Raw genomic sequence first — 18,462 nt, forward strand, 5'->3', positions numbered from 1 at the left:
TATAAAAACGCGATTGTACACCGGCATCCGGAATTTCGGGGAGTTGGCCGATAGCAAGCTATCTTTGCCGCTTTACAGCTCGAACCGCAACTCTGGCCAGATCGGCGAGGTGCCGCGTTTCTGCGATTCGAGGATGGCCCGGCACAGCGAACACAGGCGCTGGTCCTGGAATACCCGACGGTCGACACTCGACCAGCGCGGTTGCGCGGGCAGCAGACTGCCGCACAAGGTTCGGTCGGCCGAGCCGCCCAGCTCCAGCTGACGAGTCACCAGATGCACCCGCACTTCCTGGCAGGCGAACAGATCCAGCTGTTCGTCAGGCTCGATCAGTTGGTAGGCAAAAAGGGACCAGGCAGGACGCGGCATCGGGGGCTCCAAATCGGGGGCGCCACCTTAGCCGAAACACCGCCGCTAGAAAAGCGTCAAAGCAGCGGTTTCAGTGTCGGCCAGACATTTTCCAGCAACTTGTCCTGAGCGCCCGCAGCCGGGTGCAATCCGTCGGCCTGCATCAGGTCTGGATGACCGCCCACGCCGTCGAGAAAAAACGGTACCAGCGGAATGTTTTTCTCGTTGGCTAGGCTTCTATACGCCTCGAAATTTGCCGGCCTTGCTACGTCTGTCGGATTTAAGAGATGGATAATCGTTCCAGCGCTAATTCCACATTGACATCACCGCCGAACGCCAGCGAGACTCGCTGCATAACCTCACCAATGATAAGGAAATCCAGTAATGAAAAAGCGTTCCTTTTTGGTACCAATGGCAACTCTGGCAGCAGCCGTAGCTACGGAGCAGGCTTCGGCTTTAGTCACCCACGAGGCTGTCGAGCCCAGCACCGACACCACAATCTCACTCCAATCGGCTACTCAGAGCGAAAACATTTCGGCTCGCGGCGGCAATGATCTATTTGCGTTTGTCCTGAAACGTGGAGATCAAGGTCAGTTCATGGCTTACCACAGCTCTCATAGCTCCCACGCTTCGCACAGCTCACATAGCTCCCACCACTCGGGCTCCTGAAATGGAATTTACGGCTAGGCTCGCGTTTGATGAGCGGCTTTATGACGGACAGGTTTTGCAAAAAGCCACTTACCGCTCGATGAATTCACTGACAGCTGATATCACATGCGCCGATGGGAAATTTATCTGCGCCTTATCCTCGAATATCGGCATAGATGAGCCTGCGTTTCTGTCTGCTGTTCAAGAATTCAAGAAGGATGTCCTCGACTACCAGCTGCGTCACAAGCTGAACGTTGAGACCCTACCGATCAGGAATCTGATCCTTGGGCTGGCCTTCTCAAAAACCGGGCTAATCAGTGAGTAAATTCCATAAGCTGGAATTTTATGTAGAGCAACGCCCCTACGAATTGCTGCCTTTCAAATTTGATCGCCTGAATGACGACGAGTACGTCATCACCAATATGGCAGGCGAGTATCACGTCATACCAATACCAATGCTCGAACCGCTGATCAGCAAAACGCTTGCGATCTCATCAGAGCTGATCCCTGCGCTCCGGTCGAAGCAGTTCATCCGATTCGCCAATGAGCAGGCGCCACTTCAGCTTCTGGCACTCAAAATTCGCACACGCTTGTCCCGACTAGCCCAGTTCACCAATCTGCACATCTTTGTCGTGACCCTTCGCTGCGACCATAGCTGCCCGTATTGCCAGGTATCAAGGCAATCGGAGAGTAAAGGGGAATTCGACATGACGAGAGAGATGGCTGAAAAGTCGCTTGATTTCGTTTTCAGATCCCCCAACCCAGCCATCAAAATAGAATTCCAGGGGGGTGAGCCACTGCTGAACTTTGAGATGGTGGAGTACGTCGTTCTTGAGGCTAAAAAACGCAATCTCAAAGAAGGTCGCGATCTTCAGTTCGTCATCGCAACCACGCTGTCGCTTCTGACTGATGACGTGCTCGACTTCTGCAAGCAGCACAACATCGTACTTTCTTCCTCTCTCGACGGGCCAATGGACCTTCATAATGCGAATCGCCCAAGACCCGGACGAGACAGTCATCAGCGTTTCGAAGAAGGCCTGAAAAAGGCCCGCGCAGCTCTTGGCTACGACCAAGTGTCGGCTCTAATGACGACTACTGATAAGAGCCTTCCGCTAGCCCGTGACATCATCGATGAGTATTTGCGTCTGGGTTTTGACGGAATTTTCCTCCGCACTCTTTCTCCATACGGCTTCGCAATCAAGACCAAAAAATTCATGTCGTATGACACTGAGCGCTGGTTGGAATTTTACAAGGAAGGTCTTGATTACATCATTGAACTGAACAAGTCCGGCATACGATTTGTCGAGCAATACTCCTCTCTCGTACTGACAAAAATGCTGACCTCTGGGGATCCTGGCTTTGTTGATTTGATGAACCCCGCTGGCGCAGGTATAGCCGCCATCGTGTTCAATTACGATGGAGCCGTCTATGCCTCAGATGAAAGCCGGATGCTTGCCGAGATGGGCGATCATACGTTCAGACTGGGCAACGTTCTTGAGCATTCCTATGAGGAAATCATTCTTTCCGATCAGCTTCTGGACGCACTGGAAAATTCCTTCACCTTGAGCGCCCCTATGTGCTCCGACTGTGCGTTTGAGCCTTACTGTGGTGCCGAACCCGTCTACCACCACGCCATGCACAAGGATCTGGTAGCGAGAAAACCTGAATCCTCGTTCTGCAAGCGCAACATGGCGATTTTTAAGCATCTCATTGAACTGATGGGAAGCGACGAACATACGAAACGGATTTTTATGGGGTGGGCCAATCGATGCTGAAGCTCAGCGGGAAGGTTATCCGTATCCACGCGGTCAATGTTTACAAGGACCTCACCCTGATCAAGGTTTCCACCAATCGGAACCTGCCTGAAATCCTGCGACGGGAAATGGCGTATCTGATTTCCGATCATGAGATACCCACAGGTTTCGCCCACTATCTACTGACTGAGCAATATCAGAAGCTGGCGGAGGGACTGCCTGCCGGCTCTGACTACTCCATCCTGGCGAATGAATTCAGTTACATCGGTGACAATGACGTTATCCGGCTTTCAGCTGATCGCCAGAGTATTCGAGTGTTGTTTAGGGCTACGTCACCCAACAACAGCATCCTGTTGACCGAGCAGTGCAATAACTACTGCCTTATGTGTTCTCAACCGCCTAAAGCTGCTGATGATTCATGGATACTCGATGAGGTCGAGAGCTTGATTCCGTTGATCCCGAAAGAGACCCGGGAGCTGGGGTTTACGGGAGGTGAGCCTACGACGGACAAAGAGCGTTTTCTTAAGATCATTCGCCTGACAAAGAGCTATCTGCCAAGAACCGCGATTCACATCCTTTCTAACGGTCGAAGCTTCAAAGATCCAACGTTCGCAAAAAAATATGCCGCAATTCAATTGCCTGACGCGATGATCGGAATCCCCGTCTACTCAGACGATCCGACACTGCATGATTACATCGTCCAGGCTCAAGGAGCGTTCGATGAAACCATTCAGGGCATTCTTAACCTCAAGCGCCTGGGTCAGAGGGTCGAGATCCGAGTGGTCATACACAAGCTCTCTGTGCAGCGACTTCCTGAGTTGTGTGAGTTCATCGCCCGCAATCTTCTTTTTGTCGATCAAGTGGCACTGATGGGCCTTGAAATGATGGGCTTCACCAGAGCCAATCTAGACGAGCTATGGATTGATCCAATTGAGTACAAAGACACGCTTAGCAGGTCCGTTAGCATTCTGGCCAAGTACGGCATGAACATTTCGGTCTACAACCATCAGCTTTGCTTGGTGAATCCCGACATCCTGCCCTACTACCGCAAATCGATCAGTGATTGGAAAAACGAGTTCGCACCCGAATGCCAGAGCTGTAAAAAACAGACTGAGTGCGGCGGCTTCTTCGCCTCGGGTGTCAAATTCGGCTACAGCAAACAGCTATCTCCTTTCTGACCCTCTCACGTAGAAATCTGCATTTTCAGTCACAAGCGTTCTATGTTCGACGATCAGCGTCCGAATTGATCCTCTTGGCAATTATTTCAAAGCAGCGGTTTCAGTGTCGGCCAGACATTTTCCAGCAACTTGTCCTGAGCGACCGCAGCCGGGTGCAATCCGTCGGCCTGCATCAGGTCTGGATGACCGCCCACGCCGTCGAGAAAAAACGGTACCAGCGGGATGTTTTTCTCGTTGGCGAGTGTGCTGTAGACCTTCGCAAAGGCCTCGGTATAGCGAACGCCATAGTTGGGTGGCAGCTGCATGCCAAGCAAAAGCACCTTGGCGCCACTGTTCCTGGAGCTGTCGATCATCGACGCAAGGTTTTGTTGCAAATTAGCTGGGGGCATTCCGCGCAGGCCGTCGTTGCCGCCCAACTCAAGGATTACCAGCTCCGGCTTATGCTCTGCAAGCAGCGCGGGCAGGCGCGCCTGGCCTCCGGCGCTGGTGTCGCCGCTGATGGAGGCGTTGACCACCTTATCGTCGAAACCTTCACGCTTGAGCCGTTGCTCAAGCAACGACACCCACCCCAAGCGGGTATCCAGGCCGAAACCGGCGCTGATACTATCGCCAACGATCAGGACTGTTCCCGCCGCTGCGTTCTGGGCCATGCACATCAAGGCCAGGCCAGCACTCAAAAACCACACTCGCATCGGATTCTCCATGGGCGCAAGCATTCTCACCGCGAAGAACCTCAGCAAAGTGGTTCCCAGCGCGGAAGGTGAACTGACTATCCTGCACGAACTCAGCCTGGAACTGAACAAGGGTGACAGCCTGGCCATCGTCGGCGCTTCCGGTTCCGGCAAATCCACCCTCCTCGGCCTGCTCGCCGGCCTCGACCTGCCGAGCAGCGGTGAAGTCACCCTCGCCGGCCAGGGCCTGAGCAATCTCGATGAAGACCAGCGCGCGCGCATTCGGGCCGAGCATGTGGGTTTTGTGTTTCAGTCCTTTCAACTGCTCGACAGCCTCAACGCTTTGGAAAACGTCATGCTGCCGCTGGAGCTCGATGGCCGCAAAGACGCTCGTGAACGGGCCACTCAATTGCTCCAGCGGGTTGGCCTGGGCCAGCGCCTGACCCACTCGCCGCGCCAGCTCTCCGGTGGTGAACAGCAGCGCGTAGCGATTGCCCGTGCGTTTGCCGCCGAACCGGACGTGCTGTTCGCCGACGAACCCACTGGCAATCTCGACAGCCATACCGGCGAGCGCATCAGTGACCTGCTGTTCGAACTCAACCAGGAACGCGGTACGACCCTGGTGCTGGTGACCCACGACGAACGCCTGGCACATCGCTGCCGGCGCCTGATCCGCCTTGAAGCCGGCCTGCTGGTCGCCCCTCTGGAGCCGTGATGGCACGCCTGCCGCTGTTGCGCCTGTTCAGCCTTGCCATCCGGCAACTCCTGCGCGACGCCCGCGCCGGTGAGTTGCGCGTGTTGTTCTTCGCCCTGGTGGTCGCCGTGGCGGCGAGTACCGCCATCGGCTACTTCGGTGCCCGCCTGAATGGCGCCATGATGCTGCGCGCCACCGAGTTTCTCGGTGCTGACTTGTTGCTCGAAGGCAGTTCACCGGCACGCCCCGAACAGATCAGAAGTGGGACGGAGTTGGGACTCGAACACGCTCAAGTGGTGGAGTTCTCCAGTGTCATCGCCACCGACAACGGCATTCAACTGTCCAGCATCAAGGCGGCCGACGATGTGTATCCACTGCGTGGCGAACTGAAAAGCGCCCCGGCGCCCTTTGCACCGGAGGAAGCCGGTGGCGGACCGAAACCCGGTGAAGCCTGGGTTGAAGCGCGACTGCTGACCGCGCTGGACCTGAAGATCGGCGACAGCATCGATGTCGGCCTGCGCACCCTGAAACTGGCGCGGGTCCTGACCTACGAACCGGACCGTGCCGGCAATTTCTACAGCCTGACGCCGCGGGTGCTGATCAACCTCAGCGACCTCGCCGCGACCGGCGTGGTGCAACCCGGCAGCCGGGTCAGTTACCGTGAACTCTGGCGTGGTAAAGCCGAGGCGCTGGAAACCTACCGTCAACTGATCAAGCCCGGCCTCGCCGCCAACCAGCGTATACAGGATGCCCGCGACGGCAACCGGCAGATCGGCGGCGCGCTGGGCAAGGCCGAGCGTTACTTGAACATGGCCAGTCTGGTGGCGGTTCTGTTGTCCGGCGTGGCCGTGGCGCTGTCGGCGACGCGCTTCGCCACCCGCCGCTTCGACGCCAGTGCCTTGCTGCGCTGCCTGGGTCTGTCGCGCCGGGAAACCATGGTGCTGTTCGGTTTGCAGCTGACGGTACTCGGCCTGCTCGCCAGCCTTGGCGGCGCCCTCCTCGGCTGGCTCGCACAGCTTGGATTATTCGCGCTGCTGCATGATTTGTTGCCGACCGATGTGCCACCGGGCGGTCTGTTTCCCGCCATCGCCGGGATCGGCACCGGGCTGGTGGCCTTGGCCGGTTTTGCCCTGCCGCCGCTGGCGGCACTCGGTCGAGTGCCACCGCTGCGGGTTCTGCGTCGGGACATGCTGCCGATTCCGTCCAGCACCTGGATGGTCTACGGCGCCGCGTTGGGCGCCCTCGGCCTGATCATGTGGCGCCTGAGCCTCGACCTGCTGCTGACCTTCGCCCTGCTCGGCGGCGGCGTGATCGCGGCGGTCATACTCGGCGGCCTGCTGTTGCTGCTGCTCAAAAGCCTGCGTCGGATGCTGGCGCGCGCCTCGTTGCCCTGGCGCCTTGGGCTGGGCCAATTGCTGCGCCATCCTCTGGCGGCAGCGGGACAAGCCCTGGCCTTCGGTCTGATCCTGTTGTCCATGGCGCTGATCGCATTGTTGCGCGGTGAGTTGCTCGACACTTGGCAGAACCAATTGCCGAAAAACGCGCCGAACTATTTCGCTCTGAACATTCTGCCCGCCGACAAACAAGCCTTCACCGATCGCCTGATCGAACTCTCGGCCCAATCGGCGCCGCTGTACCCCGTAGTGCCCGGACGACTGATCAGCATCAACGGCGAGCCGGTGCAGGAGATCGTCAGCAAGGATTCGGCGGGTGACCGGGCGATCCAGCGCGACCTGAGCCTGACCTGGGCGGCGGATCTGCCGGCGGGCAACAAACTGACGGCGGGCAACTGGTGGAGCGAACAGCCAGCTGATGAGATTCCTGGCGTATCGGTGGAGGGCAAGGTTGCCGAAAGCCTGAAGCTCAAGCTTGGCGATCACATGGTCTTTACCGTCGGCGGGGCCAATCGCGAAGCGAAAGTCACCAGTCTGCGGGAGATCAACTGGGACAACTTCCAGCCGAACTTCTTCATGATTTTCCAGCCTGGGACGTTGAAGGATTTGCCGGCGACCTACCTGACCAGTTTCTATCTGGCGGCGGGTCACGATCAGCAGATTGTCGACCTGTCCCGGTCGTTCCCGGCGGTGACCATCCTGCAAGTCGAAGCCTTGTTGGAGCAGCTGCGCAGCATCCTCGCTCAAGTCACTTTGGCGGTGGAATATGTGCTGTTGTTTGTCTTGGCGGCGGGGATGGCGGTGTTGTTCTCGGGCTTGCAGGCGACCCTCGATGAACGCATTCGCCAAGGAGCGCTACTGCGCGCACTGGGGGCCGAACGGCAGTTGCTGGTCAAGGCACGGCGGATCGAGTTCGGCTTGCTCGGCGCGGTCAGCGGGTTGTTGGCGGCGTTGGGTTCGGAGTTGGTGAGCCTGGTGCTTTACCGCTACGCCTTCGACCTGCCGTGGCATCCGCATCCGTGGCTTTTGGTGTTGCCTTTGATTGGCGCGGTGCTGATCGGCGGCGCCGGCGTGTTCGGTACCCGTCGTGCGCTGAACGCCAGCCCGCTGACAGTGTTGCGCGAGGGTTGATAGACTCAAGGCCTTTCCCTCACAAGAAGTTGCCATGAGCCGTTATCGCCCTCCCCGCACCGCTGGCACCGCGCTGATCACCCCCGAAGGTGAAGCGCGGATGCGGGCCGAGTTCCATGAGCTCTGGCATGTCCGTCGGCCTCAGGTGACGCAATCGGTCAGCGAGGCGGCGGCACAGGGTGATCGCTCGGAAAACGCCGAGTACACCTACGGCAAAAAGATGCTGCGCGAAATCGACAGTCGCGTGCGCTTTCTCACCAAGCGGCTCGAAGCGCTGAAAGTTGTCAGCGAAAAACCCAGCGACCCGAACAAGGTTTACTTCGGCGCCTGGGTCACCATCGAAGATGAAGACGGCAAAGAATCACGCTACCGCATCGTCGGGCCGGATGAGCTGGATTTGAAACTGGGACTGATCAGCATCGACTCGCCGCTCGCCCGGGCGCTCATTGGCAAGGCGCTGGACGCCGAGGTTCGGGTCCAGACACCGACCGGTGAGCAGTGCGTGTATATCGTGGCGATCGAGTATCTCTAAAGCCTCAGCGGCGCGTAATCAAACCTTGCCGGGCAACCCGGGTCAGTTGCTTGATCACTTCCGGCGCGTCTTCAACGCTGGGCGATTGAATGACGGCCAGATCAAAACTGTCGCTGGCAAATCGCGCCAGTGATTCACCGTCTTCGACAAACTGGATCAGGAACGCTGCGGGGCCGCCGGTACGACGTGGCCAGCCATCGAGATAACGCAGGAGCGTCGGCTGATGTTTTCCGCCAAGCAGGATTTTTGGATTGCGCTGGGTGAGGTGTGCCGTGATCGGCGCGGGGCGTACAACGGGGCTTAGTGCATTCATTGGGTCGTGTCTCTGCCTCAAAAGTCTGCATGGCAGGTGAGAGGCAACACCGAACCAGCGCTTTAGCGGTATTTCGAAGCCTGTTTCAAGCTTCTATCGGCAACTGGATAAGTCACCTGGCGCCCCGCAAGTAGCTGTTTAAATCGGCGCATGAGCAGCATCCTAGAGAAGCTGACCGGACAGTGTCAAGAATGACGCGCAACAAAAAAGGCCCGCGCAATGCGGGCCTTTTCGTTGAGCCAGAGCGGTCAGTCAGCGATCGCGCGGTCTACCGACAGTTTGCCGGCACCTTCGATCAGTACCGCAATGCTGCCGCCGAGCAAGGCCAGGGCGAATTCATAACCGTTATTGGACATGAACAGACCGTGGCTGATGTGTACGGTGAAAATGGCGACCAGCGAAAGGAAGGCCAGCCCCAGTGCTGCCGGGCGTGCCAGCAGACCGATGATCAGTGCCAGACCGCCGAAGAACTCGGTACCACCGGACAGAATCGCCATCAGGTGACCCGGTGCCAGACCCAGGCTTTCCATGTACTGCGCGGTGCCGGCAATGCCGTAACCACCGAACATGCCAAAGAGTTTCTGCGCGCCGTGAGCAGCGAAGATAATGCCGACGAAGATCCGCAGAACGGTCAAGCCGTAGCCAGCGCGGGTAAACAGTACCTTGTTGATCAGTGAGCTCATGCTGTGTCATCCATTGTGATTGTGTGTTGGTTGGCCGCTATACTAATCGATAAAACCAATGTTAAAAGCGCAATTTTTGCGACATAACAATCAGTTTAGTCGATCATTTGCGTGAGGCTACTTTCTGCCCCTGGGGCTCCAACGACTCCCTTTCACGATCGAACGCCAGGTAATACTTGTTCACGCTATTAACATAGCTGACGGCGCCCATTCCCACCTGCTCCATGGCAATGCGTTCGACCTGGAAGAACCACTGATTGGGATTCAAGCCTCGCCGCCGGGCTTCGGCGCGCATGCCCTGCACTCGTTCCGGCCCCATGTTGTAGGCCGCCAGCACGAACGCCATGCGCTCGCGTTCGTTGAGTTTGGGGCTTGCAAAGAACTTGCGACGGATCATCGCCAAGTACTTGGCACCGGCCTGCACATTGGCGTCGAGGTTCTGAATGTTGTTGACCCCGACGCGCTGGGCTGCGGACGGGGTGATCTGCATCAGCCCGGTGGGGCCGCTGCCGCTACGGGCGTTGGGTTGCAACGCCGACTCCTTGAAAGCCAGTGCCGCCAGGTTCAGCCAGTCCATGCCTTGGGCATCGGCGTGCTTTTGCAGCACCGGGCGAAGTTTCTCCAGACGCTGCCGATCAGCCTTGGCCAAGGGATAGTGCACTTGATACAGACGGCGATAGATGCGCAGAAACGCTGCGTCCTGGTCCGACGGTTTCTTGTAGGTGGTCAGGAAACGATCGATGCTTGCGCGCAACATCGAGGCATCGCGGCGCACGAACCAGAACTCTTCGCCCGGGTCGCTGATCGCCAGCTGCTTGTCGAAGCGCAACTTGGGCAGGATCTTGCCCCAGCGCTCGGCAATCGGCTGCTCGACGATGGTCAAGTGAAAGATCCCGCCCTGGACCATCTCCAGGACGTCTTCGACGGCCAGACTGGGATCGACCCATTCGATTTTCACCGGCGCCAGTTTGTGCAAGGCAAGTTTTGAATTGATCTGACTGACCGCGTCCCCGGCCGCACTGCCGGTGGGCAGTGCCAGGGTTTTACCCGAGAGTTGTTCGACGCGGGTGTAGCGGCGCTCACCTTTGATCCCCACCAGCACCAAGGGGATGTTGCTGGCAATCGGTTCGCTGCTGCTGACCGCATGCCCCGGTTGCAAGTCGAGCAACTCCCCCGGCGCGACCAGGTCACCCTCCCCGCGCTGCAAGGCACCGAGCAGTTGATCCTTGGCCTTGGGAATGATCTTGAGGGTGATTTCCTGTCCGTCACGGGCGTGACCGTTGAGGTATTGCTCGAAGGCGCGCAGGCGGTGGTATTCGACGCCGATGGCCTGGCCCTGGACTTCGCCAGAGCTGTTGCGGCTCTGGTTGACCAGCACCCGCAACACACGACTGCTGCGAATCTCCGCCAGGTCACGGACCTTGGCCGCCGGCACGGCTTGCAGCGGGCCGGCCAGACGTGCGACCGCCGGCATCGGCAGCAACAACGAACAGCACAGCAGTAGCAACATCGAGGGACGTGTCATCCACTCTCCGGAAAGAATACTGGGCCGACCTCACGAATTTTCATGACATCGAACGACAGAAACAGAGCGCCTTTGAGCGCTGACAAAGTGCGAAAGACTGGCACAGTGATGGCACCTTGACCACCCCGGCGTGTCTTGCGGCATCAAGAGACAGCTTTAACTCGTTGTAGTTCTTGGCTTTTCTTATAAATCTACAGCTCTGATATGCTTTCCGGCCTTTGGTCCGAGGTAGCACCATGCAACTCATCGATATCGGCGTCAACCTGACCAACCCCAGTTTTGGTGATAAACACCAGGCCGTACTCGATCGCGCGTATGCCGCGGGGGTCTGCCAACTCGTCCTGACCGGCACCAGTGTCGAAGGCAGCGAACAGGCGCTGGAACTGTGCCGGCAGCTGGACGAATCGGCGCAGCGGCTGTTCGCCACCGCAGGCATTCACCCACATTCGGCCAGTGACTGGAACGCTGACAGCGCCCGGCAACTGCGCAGTTTGCTCAAGGAACCCAACGTGGTGGCCGTGGGTGAATGCGGGCTGGATTTCAATCGCGATTTCTCGCCACGCCCCCAGCAGGAAAAAGTCCTTGAGGAGCACCTGGCGCTGGCGGTCGATCTGCAGTTGCCGGTGTTCCTCCACGAGCGCGATGCCAGTCAGCGACTGCTGGAAATCCTCCGTGATTACCGCGACCAGCTGCCGGCCGCGGTGGTGCATTGCTTCACAGGGGAAAAGAAGGCGCTGTTCAGTTACCTCGATCTGGATTTGCACATTGGCATCACCGGCTGGATCTGCGACGAGCGCCGGGGCACGCACCTGCATCCGTTGGTGAAGGAGATCAAGCGCGGGCGCTTGATGCTGGAGAGCGATGCGCCGTACCTTCTGCCGCGCAGCTTGCGGCCCAAGCCGAAGAACGGTCGCAACGAACCGGCGTATTTGACTGAAGTGCTGCGCGAAGTGGCGTTGCATCGAGGCGAAACGGAAGAGGATCTGGCTGCCCACACCACCGCCTGCGCTCGCGCGTTCTACGGCCTGCCCTCCATCCCCCAGTAACCACAAATCCCCTGTGGGAGCGGGCTTGCTCGCGAAAGCGACGAATCAGTCGACATCTACATTGACTGTTCCACCGCCTTCGCGAGCAAGCCCACACACATTGGATGTGGGTGTGGTCCTTTGATCCACATCAAGTCCAGAATCCCTGCATAGCGGCACAATGCTGGCACCTTGCCAATGCTGTTTCCGCTATCAGAGAAAACCTCCATGGGTGCCTGGCTTAGCAATATCTCGCTGAAATACAAATTCTGGGCGGTCAATGCGGTCGCCTTTTTCACCACCCTCTTGCTGGTGCTGTACGCCGTGCAGCTTGAACAACAGGCTCGCAGCCACGCGGCTCAAGCGTCGGCTCAGGCGCAGGCTCGCTTGCTCAATGCCTGGCCTGACGGGCAACCGCTGCCCAAGGCCGAAAACCTGCTGACTTTCAGTCGCGGCCAGGCGCCGTTGCTGAACGAGCAGCCGGTGCTGGAACTGGCCGATGCCCATGGCTGGGTCGAAATCAATTCAATGCCGCTGTTCGGCGACAACCCGTTGATGGGCGCCGAGGTGCTTTCTCGTCCCGACGGTCAGCAGGTCGCGGTGATCGCTCATGGACCGAGCCTGAGCCAGGTATTCGGCGAACGCTTCACCCATTACGCGGTGGCGGTGTTCATCCTGATGCTGGCGATGCTGGGCGCTTCGCAGTTGTTGATCCGCTTCCTGCTGAGTCAGCTCAACACCCTGAAAGACGTGATGCTTCACGTCGAGAAAACCGGAGACCTGTCAGCTCGCGTGCCGCTGGCCTGCAAAGACGAAGTCGGGCAGATGGCCAATGCCTTCAATGCGATGCAGGCCGGTTACCAGCGGGTGGTCAACACTGTCGCCAGCACTGCCCGGCAACTGGATGATGGCGCGGCGCGACTGGCCTCGAGCATGAACGAGGTGCGTCACGGCATGCTTGGCCAGCAAAGCGAAACCGATCAGGCCGCCACGGCGATCAACGAAATGACCGCCACCGTCTATCACATCGCCCAGCACGCCGGCGCCACCCGCGACCTTTCGCAAACCGCCGACACCTTGGCCGGCAGCGGGCAGGAAGTGGTCAGTCGGGTGCAGAAGTCCATCGCCGGGTTGTCCAGCGGCGTGCAGCAGACGGCCGAGATGATTCAGCGTCTGGCCGAGGACAGTCAGAAAATCAACGGCGTGGTCGGCGTGATTCACAGCATTGCCGAGCAGACCAATCTGCTGGCGCTGAATGCCGCGATTGAAGCAGCACGGGCGGGCGAAATGGGTCGCGGTTTTGCGGTGGTCGCCGATGAAGTGCGCAACCTGGCCAAGCGTGTGCAAACCTCGACCGACGAGATCACCATCATGGTCTCGGCGTTGCAGGCAGGGACCCGCGACGCGGTGGACTTCATGCAGGAAAGCTCGTTCAAGGCCGACGACTGCGTACAACAGGCCCAGGAAGCAGGCACAGCGTTGGCGCATATCACCAGCGCAGTGGCGCAGATGCGCGAAAGCAATACGCAGATTGCGGTGGCGGCCGAGCAGCAGAGTCAGGTGGCGGAAGAGATGAACCGGGCGGTGGTGAGTATTCGGGACGTGACCGAGAACACGGTTCAGCAGACGGTGGATTCGGCAGCCACCAGTAATGAATTGGCGGCGTTGGCTGGGGAATTGAACAAGGCGATCGGGCAGCTCAAGCTTTGAGGGCCCCATCGCGGGCAAGCCCGCTCCCACAGGATTAGCGCTATTTCAACATTTGCGCATTACCTGTGGGAGCGGGCTTGCTCCGGGCGGCGTTCCGACGATAGCGTCAGCCCGGTCAACATCAATCCCGACCATGGCCGCTATCACTTCGATAGCCAACCTTGATTCGCCGCCCTCATAAGCCAAGCCTATTCTTCAATCATGTGTTCAACATGGATCGAGGATCAGCATCATGGGCAAACGTCATCCCAACCTACCCGCCTGGCAATGGCGAGCCTACCCGGGCAATCACCAGCACCCGACCAATCTGGTGTTGCACCTGATTGCCGTGCCGCTGTTCATCGTGGCGTTTCTGTTGATTGTTTCCGGCGTGTTCGGCCTGAACTTCGCGAACTTCGCCATCGGTGTCATAGGCGTGATCGCCGCGCTGGGCTTGCAGCGCCACGGCCACAGCCTGGAGGCGCAAGCCTCCGAGCCGTTCAGTGATCGTAAAGATGCGCTGTCGCGCTTGCTGGTCGAGCAGTTCCTGACCTTCCCGCGATTCTTCCTCAGCGGCGGCTGGTGGCGCGCCTGGCGTGAGCGCCACCGTCGTCACTGATCAGGCGAAAATCGTCACCGTTTGCCGGCTCATGGCGATCAACTGGCCGTCCGCGCGCCACAGTTTCGCGGCCGCATGACCATAGCCGTCGGCGCCATGCTCGATTTCAACCAGGTATTTACACCAGTCCAGCGTGCTTAACTCAAGCAACGGCTGGACGAATTCGATGGTCCAGGTGAGTGTGCTGCCCATCGCGGGTTTGCTCAGGTGCGGCAACAGGGCCGGTGGCCAGGCGTCCACCAGCGCCAGAATATGCGACTCGCTGACCGCCTCTTCCTTCACATCCCCGCGCAAACGCACCCAGCCGCCCATCTCGCGGGATTTGTTGCCGGTGAACGGCAGACCGCCGACACTCCAGCGCATCGCCAGATGCTGCATGAATTCCGGGAGCACGCCTTTGATGTACGGCAGTTCCTGGCACTGCTCCCAATGTTTCATTTCAGGTGCGGGCTCGGCCGCAACCGCGACTTCGGAAGGTCGCGAGGCACCGAAGCTGCCCTGGATCAACGTCACCACTTGCCCCTTCTGCATCGCCCGGCCCAGCACCTGGCTGACGGCTTTGCCTTCGCGCAGCACATCAACCTCAAAACTGACCGGCACTTCGGGTTCAACCGGCCCGACAAAGGTGATCGCCAGCGAACGCACCGGCCGATCCGCCGGGACTTTTGCGCGCATGGCTTCGTATTGCAACGCGGCCACCAGGCCACCGAAACTGGCACGCCCTTGCGCCCATTCGGCCGGGATAGACAGCTCCAGCGGCTGGCTGCGGACGGCGTCGAGCAGATCGGAAAAGCGCATGAAAACCTCGGAGCGGAAAAGGATGGAGGGATGTTAACCAGACGGCGAGGACGGCACAGCGCTTATTCCGGCCAAAGAAACTGACAGATAGGCCGTGCAGGGCTGGAACACATGATTCCATGTTCAACCCCCATCCCTGTGGGAGCGAGCTTGCTCGCGATAGGGCCGTGACATTCAACATTGATGTTGGCTGTCATGCCGTCATCGCGAGCAAGCTCGCTCCCACAGTGATTTGCGGTGGTTTCAGGATTTGAAGCAGGCAGAGCTGAGTTTGTCGAGGACGCGGTCGGCGCGTTCTTCGGCCTTGGCCATGGTGGTTTTCCAGACGGCGACACAAGGTTGCAGATCGGATTCCTGTTCAGCCTTGGCCAGCCATTGAAAACAGTCATGCCATTCACCCAGGGCACCTTGCGCAGACTTCAAGCGCTGCATCGCCGCTTCAGGTAATCGATCCAGTTCGGGATAGGCGTCGATGCCATAGCGCACGCGCTTGATCAGCAAGCGCAAGCGATGGCGATCGTGGGCAGGATCGTGCAAAGCCTGATCGAGTTTTTTCCATTGTTTGGCCAGACGCTTTTCGACGCGTTTGCGCAAGCCCTTGAGCAAACCCTGACGCTGGGAGGCACGGAGAAAACGCGGAAAGGCGTCGAGGATCATCAACAACTGCGTCACCTCGGGGCTTGCTGCCACCGCCGGATACGCCGCAGCCATCTGCGCCATGCGTCGTTGCGCCGCCTCGGGTTGATCGTGCTTGAGCAGGTACGCCCCGAGCACCTCGCGATCACGCAACGGCGTGGTCAGGTCGCCCACCCGGGATGCCGCCGTTTCCAGCTGCTCGACGCCGGGAAGCCCACGCAACGGCCGCAACAGACTGCGCAAACGGCGAACCGTGGTGCGCAGGTCGTGCAAGGCTTCCGGGTCGGTGCGCGCACTCAAACGCGCCTGGCACGCCAGCAGTCGAACTTCCAGACCCAGAACATGAGCCACCAACCGATTAACCAAGGCAGACATCGTTTGCTCCCTGAAGCGAATTTCCTTGAGCCTAGATCATGTCTCAACGACCAGCGCGTGACTCACGAATATAGAAGCGCGCCTTCTCGGCCTTCTTGGTGCAGCCTTCAAAGCCTTCGAATTGCTGCTGGGTCTTGGCCGCGGTCAACAGCGACAGGGCCTTGGAGTAGCTGACGGTGCCGGCGAAACCTTCGGCCTTGGCCAGGTCCAGTTCATGCCACGCAGCATCGAGGTTGCTACCGCAGCTGTCACGGTAAGCGGTTTTGCCAGCACAACCGGCGAGTGCCAGGGCAATCAAGGGCACACAGATCCAGGCTTTCATCACTCACACCTCAAGAATAGGTAAACAGTCGTGCAGGTAAGACGGTCTGGCACGTGAAAAGTGCCTTGGCCCGCCGCGCAAACTTTATCGCTCGCGAGAATACCCATGTGCCGCCATGGAGTGTCGAAAAAACGACGTGTTCGCCCCACCGAGCGACCTTAGCGATTGAAGCGCGCCCCATGATAGGTGCATTGTTGAACCTTGTCAGACGAGGGCGATTCATGAAAAAGCGTGTCGCACTGGTGCTGGGCTCAGGCGGGGCCCGGGGCTATGCCCATATCGGTGTCATTGAAGAAATCGAACGGCGCGGCTACGACATCGCCTGCATCGCGGGCTGCTCGATGGGCGCCGTGGTCGGCGGGATCTACGCCGCCGGCAAACTTGACGATTATCGCGACTGGATCGAAAGCCTGGACTACCTCGACGTCTTGCGTCTGGTGGACGTCAGTTTTCGCTTGGGCGCGATTCGCGGGGAGAAGGTGTTCGGGCAGATCCGCAAGATCGTCGGCGAGATCAACATCGAAGACCTGCGCATCCCTTACACAGCCGTGGCCACCGACCTGACCAACCAGCAGGAAATCTGGTTCCAGGAAGGTTGTTTGCACCAGGCCATGCGCGCCTCGGCGGCAATTCCCAGCCTGTTCACCCCGGTGATGCAGGGCAATCGCATGCTGGTGGATGGCGGCATTCTCAACCCTTTGCCGATCGTGCCCGTGGTGTCGAGCCATTGCGACCTGATCATCGCGGTCAACCTCAACTCCACCAACCAGCGCCACTATCAACTGCCGGTGATTCAGCGGCCGCCTGCGTTCAAGACCCGGTTCGACAGCCTGATCAACTCTCTGGGTTCAAAATTGCCGTTCCGGCGCAAACAGGCGGAACAATTGCTCCTGCTGGAAAAGGAAGCCTTGATGGCCGAAGCGGCCGATATCAACCCCTGGATCGAATCCGCCGAACCCGAAGCCCAGCAACCGGCGGCCGCTCCTGAACGCGAAGGCGCACCGAAGTCGGCCACAGGCTCGTTCATCATCGACAACGTCGGGCCGGCGTCCTTGCTGGACCTGATCAACCAGAGTTTCGAGGTGATGCAGACGTCGTTGGCGCAGTACAAGATTGCCGGGTATCCGCCGGACATCCTGATCAACGTGCCGAAACGGGTGTGTCGGTTTTTCGAGTTTTACAAGGCGCCGGAGTTGATCGCTCTGGGGCGGGAGATTGCGCGGGATACGCTGGATCGGTATGAGAGTGAGCAGAATCGGGATTCTTGAAGTTCTTGAGCGAATCTGAGGGCCTCATCGCGGGCAAGCCCGGCTCCCACAGGTTTTGAGGTGATCACACAATTTGTGAACAACTCTGATCCTGTGGGAGCCGGGCTTGCCCGCGATGAGGCCCGATCATTTAGCAAACAGCTAAAGACCGCCCTCACTCAACAACCGATAACCGACTCCCGCCTCGGTCACGATGAACCTCGGCTGAGTCGGATCATCCGCCAGCTTCTGCCGCAAATGCCCCACCACAATCCGCAGATAGTGACTGTCCTCGGTATGGGTCGGCCCCCAGATATCTTTCAGCAATTGCTGCTGTGTAATCACTCGCCCGGGGTGCCGGGCCAGTTGCGCCAGCACCGCATACTCCTTGCGGGTCAACGCGACTTCAGTGCCGTCGAGCAATACCCGGCGATAGGCCAGGTCGACGGTCAACGGGCCGAACGTCAACGCCGCTTGCTGAGCCTCGCCAACCGGCGCCTGACGCAACAAGGCCCGCACCCGGGCAAGGAATTCCTGAATACCGAACGGTTTGGTCACGTAGTCGTTGGCCCCGCCATCGAGCGCTTCAACCTTCTGCCCTTCACTGGCACGCACCGACAGCACCAGCACCGGCACTGTCGACCATTCGCGAAACTCGCGCAGCACTTGCTGGCCGTCCATGTCTGGCAGGCCGAGGTCGAGCACCAGCAAGTCGGGTTTGTTCAACGCTGCCTGGGCCAGGCCTTCGTTGCCGGTGCCGGCCTCGAGCACTTTGTAGCCTTGGGAAGCGAGGCTGATACGCAGGAATTTGCGGATTTGCGGTTCGTCGTCGATGACCAAAATGGTTGCGGTCTGGCTCATGGTTTCCGGTCGCGGCATGGAG

At 59.0% G+C, this 18,462-nt stretch carries 20 protein-coding genes and 1 pseudogene; 11 read left to right on the forward strand and 10 right to left on the reverse strand.

Annotated features, from left to right (window positions below; all coding sequences use genetic code 11):
• Positions 1-72: 72 nt before the first annotated feature.
• Entirely contained in the window at positions 73-366 is a 294-nt protein-coding gene (locus DJ564_RS23170; RefSeq protein ID WP_003226812.1) for a hypothetical protein, read from the reverse strand.
• Positions 367-422: 56 nt separating this feature from the next.
• Positions 423-557: pseudogene (locus tag DJ564_RS23175) on the reverse strand (arylesterase); the annotation flags it as partial.
• 172 nt (positions 558-729) lie between these two features.
• On the opposite strand from DJ564_RS23175, the gene hxsA2 reads away from it, so the two are divergent.
• Genes hxsA2 through hxsC form a run of 4 tightly spaced genes read left to right on the forward strand, consistent with a single transcriptional unit; the run spans position 730 to position 3,925 of the window.
• Positions 730-1,014, forward strand: a complete 285-nt coding sequence (hxsA2, locus tag DJ564_RS32910; RefSeq protein ID WP_109633648.1) for a His-Xaa-Ser repeat protein HxsA2 — start codon at positions 730-732, stop codon at positions 1,012-1,014.
• A 1-nt stretch (position 1,015) separates the two neighbouring features.
• The gene (locus DJ564_RS23185) at positions 1,016-1,318 is read left to right on the forward strand and encodes a His-Xaa-Ser system protein HsxD (protein WP_109633650.1); all 303 of its coding nucleotides are present in this window, start codon (positions 1,016-1,018) and stop codon (positions 1,316-1,318) included.
• On the forward strand, positions 1,311-2,768 hold the full coding sequence (hxsB, locus tag DJ564_RS23190) for a His-Xaa-Ser system radical SAM maturase HxsB (RefSeq protein ID WP_109633652.1): 1,458 nt from the start codon (positions 1,311-1,313) through the stop codon (positions 2,766-2,768). Before DJ564_RS23185 ends, hxsB begins: the two co-directional genes overlap by 8 nt.
• A complete protein-coding gene (hxsC, locus tag DJ564_RS23195; protein WP_109633653.1) occupies positions 2,762-3,925 on the forward strand; it encodes a His-Xaa-Ser system radical SAM maturase HxsC in 1,164 nt (387 codons plus the stop codon). The genes hxsB and hxsC overlap by 7 nt, the downstream gene beginning before the upstream one ends.
• An 86-nt stretch (positions 3,926-4,011) precedes the next feature.
• On the opposite strand, the gene DJ564_RS23200 is transcribed toward hxsC, so the two are convergent.
• Positions 4,012-4,617: an arylesterase gene (locus DJ564_RS23200; RefSeq protein WP_162556232.1), complete on the reverse strand. Its 606-nt coding sequence runs from the start codon at positions 4,615-4,617 to the stop codon at positions 4,012-4,014.
• A 10-nt stretch (positions 4,618-4,627) separates the two neighbouring features.
• On the opposite strand from DJ564_RS23200, the gene DJ564_RS23205 reads away from it, so the two are divergent.
• The 3 genes from DJ564_RS23205 to greB are packed head-to-tail and all read left to right on the forward strand — an operon-like array spanning position 4,628 to position 8,347.
• Positions 4,628-5,311: an ABC transporter ATP-binding protein gene (locus tag DJ564_RS23205; protein WP_109633656.1), complete on the forward strand. Its 684-nt coding sequence runs from the start codon at positions 4,628-4,630 to the stop codon at positions 5,309-5,311.
• Complete coding sequence (locus DJ564_RS23210; protein WP_109633658.1) at positions 5,311-7,815, forward strand: ABC transporter permease; 2,505 nt, start codon at positions 5,311-5,313, stop codon at positions 7,813-7,815. Before DJ564_RS23205 ends, DJ564_RS23210 begins: the two co-directional genes overlap by 1 nt.
• Positions 7,816-7,849: 34 nt before the next feature.
• A complete protein-coding gene (gene greB, locus DJ564_RS23215; RefSeq protein ID WP_033057207.1) occupies positions 7,850-8,347 on the forward strand; it encodes a transcription elongation factor GreB in 498 nt (165 codons plus the stop codon).
• Between the two features lie 4 nt (positions 8,348-8,351).
• Here greB and DJ564_RS23220 read toward each other — a convergent pair whose 3' ends face one another.
• The 3 genes from DJ564_RS23220 to DJ564_RS23230 form a co-directional block, all read right to left on the reverse strand.
• Positions 8,352-8,660, reverse strand: a complete 309-nt coding sequence (locus DJ564_RS23220) for a hypothetical protein (RefSeq protein ID WP_109633660.1) — start codon at positions 8,658-8,660, stop codon at positions 8,352-8,354.
• A 248-nt stretch (positions 8,661-8,908) separates the two neighbouring features.
• Positions 8,909-9,343: a DoxX family protein gene (locus DJ564_RS23225; RefSeq protein ID WP_109633662.1), complete on the reverse strand. Its 435-nt coding sequence runs from the start codon at positions 9,341-9,343 to the stop codon at positions 8,909-8,911.
• A 103-nt stretch (positions 9,344-9,446) separates the two neighbouring features.
• Positions 9,447-10,868: a transglycosylase SLT domain-containing protein gene (locus DJ564_RS23230; protein ID WP_109633663.1), complete on the reverse strand. Its 1,422-nt coding sequence runs from the start codon at positions 10,866-10,868 to the stop codon at positions 9,447-9,449.
• 236 nt (positions 10,869-11,104) lie between these two features.
• On the opposite strand from DJ564_RS23230, the gene DJ564_RS23235 reads away from it, so the two are divergent.
• The 3 genes from DJ564_RS23235 (at position 11,105) to DJ564_RS23245 (ending at position 14,201) form a co-directional block, all read left to right on the forward strand.
• The gene (locus DJ564_RS23235; protein WP_109633665.1) at positions 11,105-11,914 is read left to right on the forward strand and encodes a TatD family hydrolase; all 810 of its coding nucleotides are present in this window, start codon (positions 11,105-11,107) and stop codon (positions 11,912-11,914) included.
• Positions 11,915-12,121: 207 nt separating this feature from the next.
• Positions 12,122-13,603, forward strand: a complete 1,482-nt coding sequence (locus DJ564_RS23240) for a methyl-accepting chemotaxis protein (protein WP_109633666.1) — start codon at positions 12,122-12,124, stop codon at positions 13,601-13,603.
• A 232-nt stretch (positions 13,604-13,835) separates the two neighbouring features.
• Positions 13,836-14,201, forward strand: coding sequence for a terminase (locus DJ564_RS23245; protein ID WP_109633668.1), 366 nt, complete (start codon positions 13,836-13,838; stop codon positions 14,199-14,201).
• Here DJ564_RS23245 and DJ564_RS23250 read toward each other — a convergent pair whose 3' ends face one another.
• The 3 genes from DJ564_RS23250 to DJ564_RS23265 form a co-directional block, all read right to left on the reverse strand.
• Complete coding sequence (locus DJ564_RS23250) at positions 14,202-14,999, reverse strand: acyl-CoA thioesterase II (RefSeq protein WP_109633669.1); 798 nt, start codon at positions 14,997-14,999, stop codon at positions 14,202-14,204.
• A gap of 243 nt (positions 15,000-15,242) precedes the next feature.
• Positions 15,243-16,010: a CHAD domain-containing protein gene (locus DJ564_RS23260; RefSeq protein ID WP_109633672.1), complete on the reverse strand. Its 768-nt coding sequence runs from the start codon at positions 16,008-16,010 to the stop codon at positions 15,243-15,245.
• Between the two features lie 43 nt (positions 16,011-16,053).
• The gene (locus DJ564_RS23265; protein ID WP_034150181.1) at positions 16,054-16,332 is read right to left on the reverse strand and encodes a hypothetical protein; all 279 of its coding nucleotides are present in this window, start codon (positions 16,330-16,332) and stop codon (positions 16,054-16,056) included.
• A gap of 221 nt (positions 16,333-16,553) precedes the next feature.
• Between DJ564_RS23265 and DJ564_RS23270 the strand changes: the two genes are divergently transcribed.
• A complete protein-coding gene (locus DJ564_RS23270) occupies positions 16,554-17,600 on the forward strand; it encodes a patatin-like phospholipase family protein (protein ID WP_109633674.1) in 1,047 nt (348 codons plus the stop codon).
• Positions 17,601-17,741: 141 nt separating this feature from the next.
• Here DJ564_RS23270 and DJ564_RS23275 read toward each other — a convergent pair whose 3' ends face one another.
• On the reverse strand, positions 17,742-18,440 hold the full coding sequence (locus DJ564_RS23275; protein WP_109636169.1) for a response regulator: 699 nt from the start codon (positions 18,438-18,440) through the stop codon (positions 17,742-17,744).
• Between the last annotated feature and the right edge of the window lie 22 nt (positions 18,441-18,462).

This window comes from Pseudomonas sp. 31-12, assembly GCF_003151075.1.
Lineage (GTDB): Bacteria > Pseudomonadota > Gammaproteobacteria > Pseudomonadales > Pseudomonadaceae > Aquipseudomonas.